This is a genomic window from Aromatoleum toluvorans, from assembly GCF_012910905.1.
In the GTDB taxonomy this organism is placed as follows: domain Bacteria; phylum Pseudomonadota; class Gammaproteobacteria; order Burkholderiales; family Rhodocyclaceae; genus Aromatoleum; species Aromatoleum toluvorans.
In genome coordinates this window covers 131,561-146,665 of the sequence record NZ_WTVN01000005.1, presented here as the reverse complement: position 1 = coordinate 146,665, position 15,105 = coordinate 131,561, and the positions used below count along the sequence as shown (strand labels likewise).

The 15,105-nt window shown below is 68.6% G+C and carries 11 protein-coding genes; 5 read left to right on the top strand and 6 right to left on the bottom strand.

Going from position 1 to position 15,105, the window contains the following annotated elements; all coding sequences use genetic code 11:
* Positions 1-13 precede the first annotated feature (13 nt).
* Together GPA22_RS05495 and GPA22_RS05490 are read right to left on the bottom strand one after the other, a co-directional pair.
* The gene (locus GPA22_RS05495) at positions 14-1,756 is read right to left on the bottom strand and encodes a cation:proton antiporter domain-containing protein (protein WP_169255085.1); all 1,743 of its coding nucleotides are present in this window, start codon (positions 1,754-1,756) and stop codon (positions 14-16) included.
* An 83-nt stretch (positions 1,757-1,839) separates the two neighbouring features.
* A complete protein-coding gene (locus GPA22_RS05490; protein ID WP_169255084.1) occupies positions 1,840-3,654 on the bottom strand; it encodes an ABCB family ABC transporter ATP-binding protein/permease in 1,815 nt (604 codons plus the stop codon).
* A 106-nt stretch (positions 3,655-3,760) separates the two neighbouring features.
* Between GPA22_RS05490 and GPA22_RS05485 the strand changes: the two genes are divergently transcribed.
* Entirely contained in the window at positions 3,761-5,395 is a 1,635-nt protein-coding gene (locus tag GPA22_RS05485) for a DNA recombination protein RmuC (protein ID WP_211168949.1), read from the top strand.
* On the opposite strand, the gene fic is transcribed toward GPA22_RS05485, so the two are convergent.
* Both fic and GPA22_RS05475 read right to left on the bottom strand, forming a co-directional pair.
* Positions 5,386-6,507, bottom strand: coding sequence for a protein adenylyltransferase Fic (gene fic, locus GPA22_RS05480; RefSeq protein WP_169255083.1), 1,122 nt, complete (start codon positions 6,505-6,507; stop codon positions 5,386-5,388). The genes GPA22_RS05485 and fic overlap by 10 nt on opposite strands.
* Before the next feature lie 183 nt (positions 6,508-6,690).
* Positions 6,691-8,385, bottom strand: coding sequence for an alpha-glucosidase (locus GPA22_RS05475; RefSeq protein ID WP_211168948.1), 1,695 nt, complete (start codon positions 8,383-8,385; stop codon positions 6,691-6,693).
* 189 nt (positions 8,386-8,574) lie between these two features.
* Between GPA22_RS05475 and GPA22_RS05470 the strand changes: the two genes are divergently transcribed.
* Positions 8,575-9,702 (top strand): glycoside hydrolase family 5 protein, encoded by a 1,128-nt coding sequence (locus GPA22_RS05470; protein WP_169255082.1) that lies wholly within the window; start codon positions 8,575-8,577, stop codon positions 9,700-9,702.
* Here the strand turns inward: GPA22_RS05470 and GPA22_RS05465 are convergent.
* A complete protein-coding gene (locus GPA22_RS05465) occupies positions 9,682-11,478 on the bottom strand; it encodes an ABC transporter ATP-binding protein/permease (protein ID WP_169255081.1) in 1,797 nt (598 codons plus the stop codon). The genes GPA22_RS05470 and GPA22_RS05465 overlap by 21 nt on opposite strands.
* 259 nt (positions 11,479-11,737) lie before the next feature.
* Here GPA22_RS05465 and GPA22_RS05460 point away from each other — a divergent pair, with 259 nt between their 5' ends.
* Complete coding sequence (locus GPA22_RS05460) at positions 11,738-12,538, top strand: endonuclease/exonuclease/phosphatase family protein (RefSeq protein ID WP_169255080.1); 801 nt, start codon at positions 11,738-11,740, stop codon at positions 12,536-12,538.
* Here the strand turns inward: GPA22_RS05460 and GPA22_RS05455 are convergent.
* On the bottom strand, positions 12,525-13,199 hold the full coding sequence (locus tag GPA22_RS05455; RefSeq protein WP_169255079.1) for a carbonic anhydrase family protein: 675 nt from the start codon (positions 13,197-13,199) through the stop codon (positions 12,525-12,527). The two genes, GPA22_RS05460 and GPA22_RS05455, sit on opposite strands and share 14 nt — an antisense overlap.
* Positions 13,200-13,306: 107 nt before the next feature.
* Here GPA22_RS05455 and GPA22_RS05450 point away from each other — a divergent pair, with 107 nt between their 5' ends.
* Positions 13,307-14,230 (top strand): LysR family transcriptional regulator, encoded by a 924-nt coding sequence (locus GPA22_RS05450; RefSeq protein WP_169255078.1) that lies wholly within the window; start codon positions 13,307-13,309, stop codon positions 14,228-14,230.
* A 134-nt stretch (positions 14,231-14,364) separates the two neighbouring features.
* Positions 14,365-15,090, top strand: a complete 726-nt coding sequence (locus GPA22_RS05445) for a TetR/AcrR family transcriptional regulator (RefSeq protein ID WP_169255077.1) — start codon at positions 14,365-14,367, stop codon at positions 15,088-15,090.
* The last annotated feature ends 15 nt before the right edge of the window (positions 15,091-15,105 follow it).

Below are 15,105 nucleotides of genomic sequence, written 5' to 3'. Positions count from 1 at the left end.
CTCCGTTCCTGGTTCAGCCCGGGCGGAACACGGCGATGCGGCGTGCGCGTTCCTGTTCGAGCAGCCGGGTCGCGACGTCGCCCGGGACGCCCAGGGTATCGAATACCGAACCGGCGAGCTGCAGGCCGGATTCCAGCGTCTCGGGGATCACGACCGTCGCGCCGGCGTCGCGCAGCGCCTGGGCGTGCGCTTCGTCGCGCGCGCGGGCGGCGATGCGCACGCCGGGCGAGCTCGCGCGGATGCCTTTCACGGCGTGCACGGCGGCGGCGGTGTGGTCCATCGTCAGCACGACGGCGACCGCCCGTTCGAGATGCAGCTTGCGCAGCAGTTCCGGGCGGCTGGCGTCGCCGAAATGCACCGGCGCACCGCGCGCGCGCAGTTTCTTGACCCGCTTGGCGTCCGTTTCGACGGCGAGGTGGGGGATGCCCTGTTCGGACAGCAGCTCGCCGATAAGCTGGCCGACGCGGCCGTAGCCGGCAACGATCACGTGGCCGCTGATCTGGTCGAGCGGGGCGCTCGCCTCCGCGGTGGCCGGGCGGCCGAGCCTCGCGTCGATGCCGTCGCCGAGCTTGCGGCCGAGGAGCGTGAGCGGCGGCGTGATGAGCATCGACAGGCCCACGACGAGCAGCATGAAGTGGCCGACGGTCGGGCTGATCAGGCCGAGGCCCAGTGCCATGCCGATGACGATGAAGGCAAACTCGCCGCCCTGGCCGAGCATGATGCCGCCTTCGGCGGCGCGTCCCCACGACAGGCCGAAGAGGCGGAACAGCACGATCAGGATCAGCCCCTTGATCGCGAGCACGCCGATCACCGAGAGCGGCAGCAGCAGGGGTTCGGCGAGGATCGCGCTGACGTCGATGCCCATGCCCACCGACATGAAGAAGAGGCCCATCAGCAGGCCCTTGAAGGGCTCGATCGTGACCTCGACCTCGTGGCGGAACTCGGTCTCGGCGATCAGGAGGCCCGCGAGGAGTGCGCCCATTTCCATCGACAGGCCCGCCGCCTGCGTGAGCGCCGCGACGCCCAGCGTCGTGAGCAAGGTCACGGCCATGAAGGATTCGGACTGGCGGATCACCGCGATCTGGTGGAAGAGCGGGCGCACGATGCGGCTGCCGATGAAGTAGATCAGGGCGACCGTGGCGATGCCTTTGAGCGCCGCCACGCCCATCAGCGTGGTGACGCTTTCGCCGGATTTCTGCCCGAGTACGCTGACGACGACGAGCAGCGGGACGACCGCGAGATCCTGGAACAGCAGCACCGAGAAGGTCGCCTGGCCAAGCGGGGTGCCGACTTCGCGCCGCTGCGTGAGGAGCTGCATCACGACGGCGGTCGAGGAAAAGGACAGGACGAAACCCAGCACGACGGACGATTCGAAGGTGTTGCCGAACGCGTAGGCGATGCCGCCGATCACGAGCGCCGACAGGCCGACCTGCAGGGCCCCGAGGCCGAACACGAGGCGGCGCATCGCCCACAGGCGGTCGACGGACATCTCCAGACCGATCATGAACATCAGGAAGATGACGCCGAACTCGGCAAAGACCGCGACGTCCTCCTGGCGGGAGAAGGTCAGATAGCTCAGCCACGGGACGCTGTCGGTGTGCTGGCCGAGGCCGAAGGGGCCGACGATCATGCCCACGGCGAGAAAGCCGAGCACCGGGTTGATGCTGCGCCGCTGCAGCAGCGGGATCAGCACGCCGGCGAGTGCGAGGAAGAGGATGACTTCGTGGAGGAAGGCGGGAGCGTCGTGCGCGTCCATCGAGGGATCTTGTTTGGCGTATGCCGTCAGTGTACCGGATCGCGCGGCGCCCGGTCGCGCCGCGGCGGAAGTCCGGTCCGGTTTCAGTCGGCCAGCTGCGCTTCCTCGCCTTCCTGCTGCTGCAGCGCCCACATGCGTGCGTAGTCGCCGTCGCGCGCGAGCAGTTCGGCATGCGTGCCGCGCTCGACGATGTGGCCCTGGTCGAGCACGATGATCTCGTCGGCGTTCATGATCGTCGACAGCCGGTGTGCGATCACGAGCGCGGTACGTCCTTCGGCGGCCAGGTCGAGCTGGGCCTGGATCGCCTTCTCGGTCTTGGAGTCGAGCGCCGAGGTGGCCTCGTCGAAGATCAGGATCGCGGGGTTCTTGAGCAGCGCCCGCGCGATCGCGACGCGCTGCTTCTCGCCGCCCGAGAGCTTCAGCCCGCGCTCGCCGACGCGCGTCTCCCAGCCTTCGGGCAGGCGCGCGATGAAGTCGGTGAGCTGCGCGGCGCGCGCGGCGGCCTCGACTTCCGCGCGGCCCGCGTCGGGGCGGCCGTACTGGATGTTGTAGTAGAGCGTGTCGTTGAAGAGCACGGTATCCTGCGGCACGATGCCGATCGCCTGGCGCAGGCTCGCCTGCGTGAGCGCGCGCAGGTCGTGGCCGTTCACGCGGATCGCGCCGCCCTGCACGTCGTAGAAGCGGAACAGCAGGCGCGCGAGGGTCGACTTGCCCGAGCCCGAGTGGCCGACCACGGCGACGGTGCGGCCGGCGGGGATCTCGAAGTCGACGTCGTGCAGGATCACGCGCTTCGGGTCGTAGGCGAAGCCGACATGCTCGAAGCGCAGGTTCGCGGGCCCGGCAGGCAGCGCGAGCGCGCCGGGGGCGTCGGCGACTTCGCGATGCTCCTCCATCAGGCCGAACATGCGCTCGATGTCGGTGAGCGCCTGGCGCAGTTCGCGGTACAGCACGCCGAGGAAGTTGAGCGGGATGTAGAGCTGGATCAGGAAGGCGTTGACCAGCACGATGTCGCCGATCGTCATCGCGCCGGCGGCGACGCGGCTCGCGGCCTGCCACATCATCGCGGTGACGCCGACGGCGATGATCGCCGCCTGGCCGGTGTTGAGCGCCGACAGCGACATCTGGTTGGTGACCTGCGCGTCGGTCCATTTGCGCATCTGCTCGTCGTAGCGGCGGGCCTCGTACTCCTCGTTGTTGAAATACTTCACCGTCTCGAAGTTGAGCAGGCTGTCGATCGCGCGCGCGTTCGCGGCCGAGTCGAGCTCGTTGGCCTGGCGGCGCAGGACCGTGCGCCAGTTGGTGACGCGGATCGTGAAGAAGATGTAGAGCGTGAGCGTCGCGAGCGTGATCAGCGCGAACACCGCGTCGTACTTCGCCAGCAGGATGCCGATCACCAGCCCGATCTCGATCAGCGTCGGCAGGATCGAGTACAGCGTGTAGCTGATCAGCGAGCCGATCGAGCGTGTGCCGCGTTCGATGTCGCGCGTGAGTCCGCCGGTCTGGCGTTCGAGGTGGAAGCGCAGCGACAGCGCGTGCAGGTGGCGGAACAGGCGCAGCGCGATCTCGCGCACGGCCTGCTGCGTGACGCGCGCGAAGACGATCTCGCGCAGCTCGGTGAAGAGGGACGTGGAGAAGCGCAGCACGCCATAGGCGAGCAGCAGCGCGGCGGGGACGACGATGAAGGCCTGCTCGGTCGTCAGCGACAGCCGGTCGATGAGCTGCTTGAAGACGAGCGGCACCGTGACGTTCGCGCCCTTCGCGGCGACGAGGCAGGACAGCGCGAACAGCACGCGCACCTTGTAGGCCCAGATGTAGGGGAACAGGCTCTTGATCGTCTGCCAGTCGTGGCGTTCGGTGGGTTCGGGGCCGGGCAGGGCGGTGGCGGGTGCGCGTCTCATCAGGCAATTCTAACGTGCGGGCGGTACCATTTCGCCTTTCGTTCCGCCGTCGTCGACGCGGACGTCACCACAAGGTCAGGAATCGATGGGAAGCGGATCGGCAGGCATGTTGTTGTGGGTGGTCGCAGTGCTGGGCGGGGTGCTCGCCGGGGCGCTGCTGGTGTGGCTGCTGCTGCGCGGGCGCGCGGGCGAGGCCGCGGGGGCGGCGATCGAGCAGGGGCGCGCGGAGGTGCGCGTCGAGCTCGCGGCGGCGCTCGAGCGGGCGCGGGCGCTGGAGCAGGAGCGCTCGCAGACGCTGGCGCAGTTCGAGGCGTTGCGGCGCGAGGCCGGCGCGTGGCGCGACGCGCTCGATGCCGCGCGCGACGAACGGGCGCAGCTTGCCGAGCGCGCGTCGCGCGTCGCCGGGCTGGAGCAGAAGCTCGCCGAGACCGCCGGGCATCTGAGCGAGGCGCGCAGCCAGTTCGCCGACCTGCGCGAAAGCGCCGGGCGCCTCAACTCGCAGCAGGGCGCCGAGCTGAAGGCCGAGCGCGAGGTGCTCGCGGCGCTGCGCGGCGACCTGCAGGCCGAGCGGACGTTGCGCGAGCAGGCGGAGACGCTGGCGAACCGCCTCACCGCGGAACTCGCGGAACTGAACACGCGCTTCGAGGCCGAGCGGCGCGCCGCCGACGACAAGCTCGCGCTGCTGATGGCGGCGCGCGAGAGCCTCACGGACCAGTTCAAGAGCCTCGCCAACGATATTCTCGAGGAGAAGGCGAAGCGTTTTACCGAGCAGAATCAGACCAACCTCGGCCAGCTCCTCGATCCGCTGCGCGTGAAGCTGCAGGAGTTCCAGGGCAAGGTCGAGCAGGTCTACGTGCAGGAAGGCAAGGACCGCAGCGCGCTCGCCGAGCAGGTGCGCCAGCTGATGGAGCTCAACCACTCGCTGAGCCAGGACGCGAAGAACCTCACGCGCGCGCTGAAGGGGTCGAGCAAGGCGCAGGGCAACTGGGGCGAGCTGATCCTCGAGCGCGTGCTGGAGGCCTCGGGGCTGCGCAAGGGCGAGGAATACGACGTGCAGGAGAGCCACACGCGCGACGACGGCTCGCGCGCGCAGCCGGACGTCGTGATCCATCTGCCGGAAGACCGCCATCTCGTCGTCGACGCGAAGGTGTCGCTGACGGCCTACGAGGACTACGTGAGCACCGAGGACGAAGGCGAGCGCAACGCGGCGGCGAAGCGCCACCTCGATTCGGTGCGCGCACACATCAAGGGCCTGTCGGAGCGCAACTACCAGCACCTGTACGGCCTGAAGTCGCTCGACTTCGTGCTGATGTTCGTGCCGGTGGAGCCCGCCTTCATGCTCGCGGTGACGCACGACCGCGAGCTCTTCATGGATGCGTGGCAGAAGAACGTGCTGCTCGTGAGCCCGTCGACGCTGCTCTTCGTCGTGCGCACGGTCGCGCACCTGTGGCGCCAGGAGGCGCAGAACCGCAACGCTCAGGACATCGCGAAGCGCGGCGCCGAGCTGTACGACAAGCTGGTCGGTTTCGTCGAGGACCTGGAGTCGCTCGGCAATCGCCTCGAGCAGGCGCAGAAGGCCTATCACACCGCGCACAACAAGCTCGCGAGCGGACGCGGCAACGTCATCCGGCAGGCGGAGATGCTGAAGCAGCTGGGCGTGAAGCCGGCGAAGGAGTTGCCGGCGGGGATCGTGGAGGCGGCAGGGGACGAACGGCCCCAAGCCGTGGGTGTTCAGGCGTAGGGCTTGAAATCGTTGCTGTCACGGACGAGCAACTGCATCAGCTTGGGGTGGATGAAAAGTTTTTCCTTGCCGACCTGGACTTCGCGCAGTACGCCGACGGCGACGAGTTCCTTGAGATAGCGTGAGGCCGCCTGGCGCTGGGCGATCTGCTTGTCGACGACGTTGGCGATGCGGCAATAGGGTTGCTCGAAGATCACATCCACCAGTTCGCGCGAGTAGGTCTTGGGCAGTCGCTCGCGCACGAATCCCGTGGTGTGTTCGGCGAGCGCGCGGATGGCGGCGATTTTCCCACCCGTCCAGCGGGCCGTCTCTTCGACGGCTGTCAGCATGTACAGCAGCCAGGGCTCCCACGCCTGTTTGCGCGTCACGTCCAGCAGGAGGCGGTAGTAATCGGCTTTGTGGGCGATGATGTAGCGGCTGAGATACAGGATGGGAAGCGTGAGCAGACCTTCGTGGATCAGGTAGAGGATGTTGATCACGCGTCCGGTGCGGCCGTTGCCGTCGGAAAACGGGTGGATCGCTTCGAACTGGTAGTGTCCGACAGCCATGCGGACGAGGGGGTCGAGGCCGGTTTCGTTGTGCAGGAAGCGCTCCCAGTTGGCGAGGAGTTCGCGCAGGCAGGTTTCGCCTTCCGGCGGGGTGTAGATGACCTCGCCGCTTCGGTCGTTTGCGAGTTGGGTGCCCGGGGTGCGGCGAATGTCCATGTCGACGCCTTTGAGCGTTCGGCAGATTTCGACTGCCGTGCCGGTGCACAAGGGGCGTTCGCTCAGGGAGTGAAAACCGCGATGGAGGGCCGTGCGGTAGCGCAAAGCCTCCTTCGTCGCAGGGTCGGCCTGGTTGTCGCCATCCTGGGCGTGCCGGAAAAGCAGGTCGGTGGTGGTGACGATGCTTTCGATCTCGGAGCTGTCCTTGGCTTCGAGCAGCGGGATGGTGTTGATGAGCACGGTCTGGTTCGGGATCAACTCGGCTGCCTGCTTGAGTTCGGCAAGCGCGCTGCGTGCGTCGATGCAGCGCTTGAGCACGGCCTTCGTTTCGAGTTCGACCCCCGGCGGGATCGGCGGAAGGGCGTTGTACGGGACGTCCGCCTGCCAGCGGGGAAGGGGTGTGGTCATGAAGGCGGTCCTGTTGCGGTGCGCGTTGGCACGAGAAGGTGGACCGTTTAGGGTGCGCCTTCTCGTGTCGTCAGTGTAAACACGTCGTGAGAACGTGTCGCTGTTTTCGCATTTTGGCGACACGTTTTTGCGACGTGTCGCCGGCGGCGACACGATTCGAGGACATGTCGTCGACTCGGGTTTTCAGCGACGCGTCACCTGGCCGCTCTGCGCGTTTGCCACGCGGTAGACGCGCGCCTCCCACGGCGCGAGGCGCAGCGTGTGGCGCGGGCCGTGCGGCGCGACCGGGCGGTTCGCGAGCAGCAGGCCGCGCGAGTCGAGCGCGAAGCCCACGTGGCGGAAGGTCGCGGGGCGGCCGCTGAGGTTGCAGATCACGGCGATGCGTTCATTGCCCTCGCCGCGGGTGTAGGCGTAGAGGCGCGTGCTGCGCGGCGCGAGCGCGGCGTAGCGGCCCTCGAGCAGCGCCGGCTCGCGGCGGCGCAGCGCGATCAGGGCGCGGTAGTGGTGCAGCACCGAATGCGGGTCGGACTGCTGGCGGGCGACGTTCAGTTGTGCGTAGTCCTGGTGCACGGCGAGCCACGGCGTGCCCGTCGTGAAGCCGCCCTGCGGGCCGTCGTCCCAGGGCATCGGCGTGCGCGAGGTGTCGCGGCCGGTGCGGCGCAGCTCGTCGAGGATCGCGTCGTCGTCGATGCCCGCGGTGCGCATCTCGGCGATGCGGTTGTGTGCGAAGCGGTCGCGGAAGTCGTCGAGATGGGCGAACGAGGCGTTCGCGAGGCCCAGTTCCTGGCCCTGGTAGAGGAAGGGCGTGCCTTCCATCAGGAAGTACATCGTCGCGAGCGCGGTCGCGCTCTCGCGCGCGTGCTGCTGCGGGTCGCCCCAGCGCGAGACGACGCGCGGCAGGTCGTGGTTCTCGAGGTACAGCGCGTTCCAGCCGCGCCCGTGCAGCGCGGTCTGCCAGCGGCCGAGGATGCGTTTCAGGGCGCGCACGTCGAGCGCGGCGCGCGGGGCGTCGGACCACAGGTGCCAGTGCTCGAACTGCAGGATCATCGACAGCCGGCCGCGCGTCGCGCCGACCCATTCCTCGGCCTCAAAGGGGCCGATGCCGTTGGCCTCGCCGACGGTCATCGCGTCGCGGCCGGCGAGCGTTTCGCGGCACAGCTCGTCGAGGTGGTCGAGGATGCCGGCGACGTTCATGTGGTACGGGTAGGCGGCGACCTGCGCGAGGCCCTGCGGGTTGGGCATGTCGGGCAGCCCCGGGGCCTTGCGAATGTGCGTGATCGCGTCGATGCGGAAGCCGTCGACGCCCTTGTCCAGCCACCAGCGCATCATCGCGTGGATTGCCGCACGCACGGCGGGGTTGTCCCAGTCGAGGTCGGGCTGGCGGCGGGTGAAGAGGTGCAGGTACCACTGCTCCGTCGCGGCGTCGTGTTCCCACGCCGGACCGCGGAAGATGCTTTCCCAGTTGTTGGGCGGCCCGCCGTTGCGGCCGTCGCGCCAGAGGTACCAGTCGCGCTTCGGGTTGTCGCGCGAGCTGCGCGATTCGGCGAACCAGGGATGTTCGTCGCTGGTATGGTTGATGACGAGGTCGAGGATCACGCGCATACCGCGGTGGTGGGCTGCGGCGAGCAGGCGGTCGAAGTCGGCCATCGTGCCGAACTCGTCCATGATCGCGCAGTAGTCCGAGATGTCGTAGCCGTTGTCGTCGTTGGGCGAGCGGTAGATCGGGCACAGCCACAGCACGTCCACGCCCAGCCATGCGAGGTAGTCGAGGCGCGCGAGGATGCCCGGCAGGTCGCCGATGCCGTCGCCGTCCGCGTCCATGAAGCTGCGCGGATAGATTTGGTAGACGACTGCGTGCTGCCACCACCTGCTGTCCATCGCGCGGCTCCCCCGGCATCCATGCTGCATGGGATGATGGGAGTGTGCGCCAGACCTGCCGGTTGGCGCCAGTGCGTGCGATCCTGCAGGGACGGTGTGGGGCGGCCGCGCTAGAGTTTCAGGGTGGGATCTCGTCCCGCGCCACGTCCAGCGCGATGGGGCGCGACAACCGGGAAGGGAGGCGAAGACATGGATCTGGTGAGTCCGGAACTGCGTGGCGTCAATCTCGGCAGCTGGTTGTTGCTGGAGCGGTGGATGGTGCCCAGCCTCTTCGAGGGGCTGGCCGCGACCGACGAGACGAGCTTCTGCGCAGAACTGGGGCCGGCCGCCGCCGAACGGCTGCGCGCGCACTGGGAGCGCTGGATCACGCGCGAGGACTTCGCGTGGATCGCCGAGCGCGGCCTCAACGCGGTGCGCATTCCGTTCGGGCACTGGATCTTCGGCCCGGATTACCCCTACCACCGCGCTTACGGCGCGAACCCGCATCCGTTCGTCGACGGCGGCATCGACGTGCTCGACCGCGCGATGGACTGGGCCGCCGAGTTCGGGCTGCGCGTGATGCTGGACCTGCACGCGGCGCCCGGCTGCCAGAACGGCTTCGACAACGGCGGCATCCTCAACGTGTGCGAGTGGCACACGCAGGCGGAATACCGCGAGCACACGCTGTCGGTGCTCGAACGCATGGCGCGGCGCTACCGCGATCATCCCGCGCTGTACGCGATCGAATGCCTCAACGAGCCGCGCTGGGACGTGCCGACCGATTACCTCAAGGACTTCTACACGGAGGCCTACGCGCGCATCCGCCGGCACTGCCCGGCCGAGCGCGTCGCCGTGGTGGTTCACGACGGCTTCCGCTCCTTCCGCGAGTACGTCGGCTTCCTGCAGGCGCCGGTGTTCCGCAACGTGATGTTCGACCTGCACCGCTACCAGTGCTTCGACCGCCGGGACATCGATTCGGACATCTTCGCCCACATGGCGAAGGCCGGCGGCGAATGGCGCGACGAGGCCGATGCGATCATCACCGGGCTGGGCCTGCCGGCGATCTGCGGCGAATGGAGCCTGGGGCTGGACCTGCGCGTCGTGTCGCTGTGGGCCGAGGGGCCGTTCAATCACGCCCTGGAGCACATGGACGCGTTCGAGCAGGACGTCGCGAACCGCGGCTACGCGGCGGCGCAGCTGCTGACCTTCGAGAAGTACCTCGGCTGGTTTTTCTGGAGCTACAAGACGGAGACCACGCCGGCGTGGTGCTTCCGCGATTGTGTCGAACGCGGCTGGCTGCCGTCGCAGTACGGCTGGCTAGCGTCCGAGTTCGGCTGAGGGGGCGGCCGGGGCGAGCACCGGGGACGCTTCTGCCGCGCCATCCGTGCTGCCGCGGTGCAGCTCGATGCGCCGGTGGAAGAAATGTGCCAGCCCGCTGTGCCGCATCACCGACAGCAGGCTCATGTCGGGCATCTCGTGGTGCAGCATTTCCATGATGCGCGCTTCGCCCTTGGGGTCGAAGGCGTCGGTCGTGTCTTCGAGGAATACCCAGGCGGGACGCTGCAGGAACAGTCGGGCGGTGCTCAGGCGTTGCTGCGCGCGCAGTGGCAGCACGTGGTTCCAGTCGTCGGCCTCGTCGAGCCGGGGGGCGAGCCAGTCGATGCCCGCGCATTCGAGCGCGCGGTACAGATCCGGCGTCGCATAGCGTTCGGGCGGGTGCGGGTAGCACAGCACCGTGCGCAGCGTGCTGGCCGGCAGGAAGGGGCGCTGCGGCAGGAATGCCACCTCCTGGCCTTCGGGCAGGTTGATTTTGCCGCTGCCCCATGGCCACAGTCCCGCCACCGCCTTGAACAGCGCGAGCGTCACGTGCGCGTCGCCCACGATCAGGATGCGCTCGCCGCGCCGCACGCGCAGGTCCAGGTTGCGGATCAGCGGCTCGCCGCCCGGCGTGACCAGCGTCAGGCCCTGCAGGTGCAGTTCCGGCCGCGTCGTATACCCGATCCTGACCTGCGCCGTTTCGCTCGCGCCGTCGATGACGTCCAGGCGCAGCATGTCTTCGTGCAGGTTCACGACGCGGCCCGCGGACGTGCGCCACATCGCGATCTCGCCCAGCTTGTCGATCGGCCACGACAGCGCCGAGGCCAGCCGCTCGAAGGCCTGCGCCGACTGCATCAGGCCGCCCAGCGTCAGCGCGCCGGCGATGAACTGCGGTGCGGCGACGAGGATGGGGAAGATCGGCATCAGGTTGCCGTAGGCGGTCGAGAACGAGACGATGCCGAGGTAGGCCAGCGTCTGGCGGTTCCAGCCGCGTGCGACGTCGCCGAAGCGCTGCACGGCGCCGCGCCGTTCCATGCGCTCGCCGTGCGTCAGCGCGATCGCCTCGGCGTTCTCGCGCGCCCGCGCGAGGCTGAAGCGCAGGTTCGCCTCCAGGCTCTGCAGCCGGTTCGTCGCGCGCACCAGCGGGCGCCCCAGCAGGTAGCCGATCGTCGCGCCGCCGCCCGCGTAGGCGAAGGCCAGCAACACCATGTAGCCGGGAACCTCCAGCTCGCTGCCGGGGATCGGTGCGCTGCCCGAGACTTCCGCGAGGATCGCGATGAAGCCCCAGCCGACGAGCAGCGAGTAGGTCAGCGAATGCGCAAGGCTGACCGCCGCCTCGGTGGCGATGCGGATGTCCTCGGCGATGCGCTGGTCGGGGTTGTCGTGTTCGCCCTTGATGAACTGCAGGCGATAGTGGTGCGAGCGTGTCATCCACTGGTCGACGAGGTTTGCGGTGAGCCAGCGCCGCCAGTCGAGCTGCAGCCAGCGCTTCACGTGCATGTGCCACGCGGTGACGGCCATCGTCAGCGCGAGGATCAGCGTGAAGGTGAGGATCTGCTGCAGCAGCGCGTCGAGCGAGCGGGCTTCGAGCGCGTCGAAGAAGGCGCGGTTCCAGTAGCTCGTCCACATCACCAGCACGACCTGCCCGATCGTGAGCAGCAGGAACAGCAAGGTCATGCCCCCGATGCGCCAGCGCCGCTCGGACTTCCAGTAAGGCAGCGCAAGGCGGGCGAACTGCCGCACCGCGTGGCTCGGCGACGCGGGCCGGGATTCCGGCGGCAGTTCGGCGGGCAGCATCAGTCGTCTTCCGCCGGGTCCGCGCCGGGCGGGATCGGCGTGCCGCCGCCGTGCGGACAGGGGGCCGCGCGCGGGCGCTGCCCGGCCGCCTCGCCGGCAAGCATCGCTGCATCGATCATCTGGCCGCCTCGATCGCGTGAAAGTGGTGTGACAGCGCCTAGACTATCGCAATCGGACCCCGATGAGGCGTGATCCAGGCAGCAGGTGCCCGAAGCGGCCCCGGCCGGATGCGCATCGCGGGACCGTCGCGGAGGTGGCCATGCAACTCAGGGTGATGTCCTTCAATATCCGCTGCGCCTCGGCGCCGGACGGAGAGCACGCGTGGGCGCGGCGCAAGGCGCTCGTGATCGAGCGCATCCGCGCCTTCGACCCTGATCTGCTGGGCCTGCAGGAGTGCCGCGACGACGAGCAGGCTGCCTACGTGCGCGCGGCGCTGCCGGACTATGAGTTCGTCGGCGTGCAGCGGCAGGGCGACGGCGATTCCGCGATCGAAATGGCGCCGTTGCTGTACCGTCGCTCCGCCTTCGCGGAACGCGCGCGCGGCCACTTCTGGCTTGCCGACGAGCCCGAAACGCCGGGACGCCAATCCTGGGGGGCGGCCTATCCGCGCACCGCGAGCTGGGTGCGGCTCGCACCGCGCGACGGCAGCGGGTGTCCCTTCACCTTCCTCAACACGCACTTCGACTACCAGGGCACGGCGCGCGAGGAGTCGGCGCGGCAGCTGCGCGACTGGGCACAGGCGCTGCCGCCGGACGAGGGCCTGATCGTCACCGGTGACTTCAACGCCGAACGCGATTCGGTCCCGTTCCGCGAGCTGACCGCCGCCGGCGCGCTGCGGGAAGTGCTGGAGGAGGCGGGAACGGCCGTCGGCACCTATCACGACTACGGCCGCGCCCCGGTGCGCGAGGCCGTCGACTGGATCCTTGCCTCGCCGCACTTTCGCACCGATGCGGCCGGTGCCGACACGTGGTGCGCGGGCCGGCTTTATCCCTCCGACCACTTTCCGGTCACGGCACGGCTCGCGTTCGGCCAGCCCGGCGGCGGCGCTAGCCGGCGATGAACTGCAGCGACGTGTTGTCGTGCAACCAGGTGTCGTCGAAGAACGTCACCTCGCCACTGGCCAGGTCGTGTTTGCCGCCGATGATGCCCACCTTGCCGGCGCCGATCATGTGCTCGAGGATGTAGCTGCGGTTCACGATCGAGCGCACCGAGCGGCGCACGTTCAGGTCGGCCACGTTCTCGACGAACGCGATGTTCTTCGAGTTGCGCTGCGCCGGATCCGGGGTCCGGCTCTCCTCGTACACGGCCGGCTGGATCTTCGACAGCAGCTCGGTCAGGCTGCCCAGCTCCACGTGGTCGCACGCGCCCTTGATGGCGCCGCACGAGGTGTGGCCGAGCACCACGATGAGCTTCGACCCGGCCACGTGGCACGCGAATTCGAGGCTGCCGATGATGTCGGTGTTGATCACGTTGCCGGCGATGCGCACGGAGAAGATGTCGCCCAGGCCCTGGTCGAAGATGAGCTCGGCCGAAGTGCGGCTGTCGATGCAGCTGACGATGGTGGCGAACGGCCACTGGCCGTCGCGTGTCGCGTTGGCTTGCTGCAACAGGTCGCGGCTCATGCGCAGGTTGTTCACGAAGCGTGCGTTGCCCTCCCTGAGGAACTGCAGCGCAAGCGCGGGGGTGACGGTGGCCTGGGTTTCGGACGTATGGGTTTTCATGGAGGGGCGCAGCTCGGCTGCTGACAATTGACGTTAGCCGTGATGTTACCGAGAGGTAAAAATAATAAATAATCGATACTCGTGATGATGTGCATAGATAAAACTCTATGAATGCCACCTTCCGCCAGCTGCGCCTCTTCCTGGCGCTCGCCGAGCACGGCAGCGTCACCGCCGCCGCCGCGGCCTGCCACGTCACGCAGCCCACCGTGTCGATGCAGTTGCGCGAGCTCGCCGAGGCCGTCGGCCTGCCGCTCTACGAACAGGTTGGCAAGCGCCTCCATCTGACGGCGGCCGGCGAGGCGCTCGCCGAAACCGCGCGGGCGATGCTCGACGAGTGGCTCGCGCTCGAGCAGACGATCGACGCGATGAAGGGGCTGGAGCGGGGGCGGCTGCGGGTGGCGCTCGTGAGCACGGCGAAGTACTTCGTGCCGCGCCTGCTGGGCAGATTCTGCGCGGACCATCCGAACATCGACATCTCGCTCGAAGTGCTCAACCGCGACGGCGTTGCCGCCCGCCTGCGCGAAAACCGCGACGACCTGTACATCATGTCGATGCCGCCCGAGAACCTCGACCTCGAACGGCATGCCTTCCTGCCCAACCCGCTCGTCGTGATCGCCCCGGAGGAGCACCGGCTGGCGGGCCGGCCGCTCGAACTCGGCGACCTCGCCGCCGAGCGCTTCATCCTGCGCGAACGCGGCTCCGGCACGCGCCTCGCGTGCGACGCGCACTTCGCGCGCAACGCCTTCGCCCCTGCGCTGCGCCTCGAACTCGGCAGCAACGAGGCGATCAAGCAGGCGGTCGCCGGCGGTCTCGGCCTCGCCGTGATCTCGCGTCACGCCCTGGCGGCCCGGCCCGCGGACGACCAGCTGTCGATCCTCGACGTCGCCGGTTTCCCGCTCCAGTCGAGCTGGTTCACGCTGCATCCGCGCGGCAAGCGCCTCTCGCCGGTCGCGGCGGTCTTCCTGCAGCACCTCGAACGCACCGCCCGCGAATGGAGCGAGCGCCGTGGCATGCCCTCGCAATCGGGCTGAACGGCAATTGCGGCACGGGCGCCCGATTCGCGCTCCTGACACGGGTGAGGCGTGCCACAAGGCCGGATCAGAATTTCTTGACTTCCCATCAATGAAACGTATGATTAAAACAATCGTTTGATTCATGGTCTGTCATGCGAGCACCCACCGATCGCCAACCTGCCCCCGAAACCCGTGACCGCATCCTCGATGCGGCCGAGGCGCTGTTCGTCGAGCACGGTTTCGAGGCGACCTCGATGCGCATGATCACCGGGCAGGCCGGCGCCAACATCGCCGCGGTGAATTACCACTTCGGCACGAAGGACGCGCTGATCCAGGAGGTGTTCCGGCGACGGCTGACCGAGCTCAACCGCCGGCGGCTGGCGGCGCTCGACCGGCTGGAGGCCGAAGCGGGCGGTGCGCCGCTGAAGCCGAGCCGCATCGTGCAGGCCTTCTTCGGCACGGCGCTGGAGATGGCGGCCGACACGACGAACGGCGGGCACACTTTCATGCGCCTGCTCGGTCGAACCTATACCGAGCCGAACGGCTTCGTGCGCCAGTTCCTCGCCGAGGAGTACGCGGAGGCGGTCGAGCGCTTCCTCGCGGCGCTGTACCGCGCGCTGCCGGACGTGCCGCGGGACGAGATCCTGTGGCGCTTCCACTTCATGATGGGGGCGATGTCGTACGCGATCGCCGGCACGGACGCGCTGCAGCTCTTTGCCGGCCAGTTCGACGACGCGGACCCGGAGCGCCTGATGCCGCGGCTGATGTCCTTCCTGCTCGGCGGCTTGCGCGCGCCGCTGCCGGGGGCGGAGAACAACGGCGAGGAGCCGGCGGGGCCGGCGAAGCGCGGCGCGAGGACGGCGGCGCGCAAGGATTGATCGGTCCGGCCCGGC

Excerpts from the sequence above, each read along its gene's own strand:
- GPA22_RS05495 (WP_169255085.1), bottom strand. The coding sequence starts at position 1,756 with ATGGACGCGCACGACGCTCCCGCCTTCCTCCACGAAGTCATCCTCTTC.
- GPA22_RS05490 (WP_169255084.1), bottom strand. The coding sequence starts at position 3,654 with ATGAGACGCGCACCCGCCACCGCCCTGCCCGGCCCCGAACCCACCGAA.
- GPA22_RS05485 (WP_211168949.1), top strand. The coding sequence starts at position 3,761 with ATGTTGTTGTGGGTGGTCGCAGTGCTGGGCGGGGTGCTCGCCGGGGCG.
- fic (WP_169255083.1), bottom strand. The coding sequence starts at position 6,507 with ATGACCACACCCCTTCCCCGCTGGCAGGCGGACGTCCCGTACAACGCC.
- GPA22_RS05475 (WP_211168948.1), bottom strand. The coding sequence starts at position 8,385 with ATGGACAGCAGGTGGTGGCAGCACGCAGTCGTCTACCAAATCTATCCG.
- GPA22_RS05470 (WP_169255082.1), top strand. The coding sequence starts at position 8,575 with ATGGATCTGGTGAGTCCGGAACTGCGTGGCGTCAATCTCGGCAGCTGG.
- GPA22_RS05465 (WP_169255081.1), bottom strand. The coding sequence starts at position 11,478 with ATGCTGCCCGCCGAACTGCCGCCGGAATCCCGGCCCGCGTCGCCGAGC.
- GPA22_RS05460 (WP_169255080.1), top strand. The coding sequence starts at position 11,738 with ATGCAACTCAGGGTGATGTCCTTCAATATCCGCTGCGCCTCGGCGCCG.
- GPA22_RS05455 (WP_169255079.1), bottom strand. The coding sequence starts at position 13,199 with ATGAAAACCCATACGTCCGAAACCCAGGCCACCGTCACCCCCGCGCTT.
- GPA22_RS05450 (WP_169255078.1), top strand. The coding sequence starts at position 13,307 with ATGAATGCCACCTTCCGCCAGCTGCGCCTCTTCCTGGCGCTCGCCGAG.
- GPA22_RS05445 (WP_169255077.1), top strand. The coding sequence starts at position 14,365 with ATGCGAGCACCCACCGATCGCCAACCTGCCCCCGAAACCCGTGACCGC.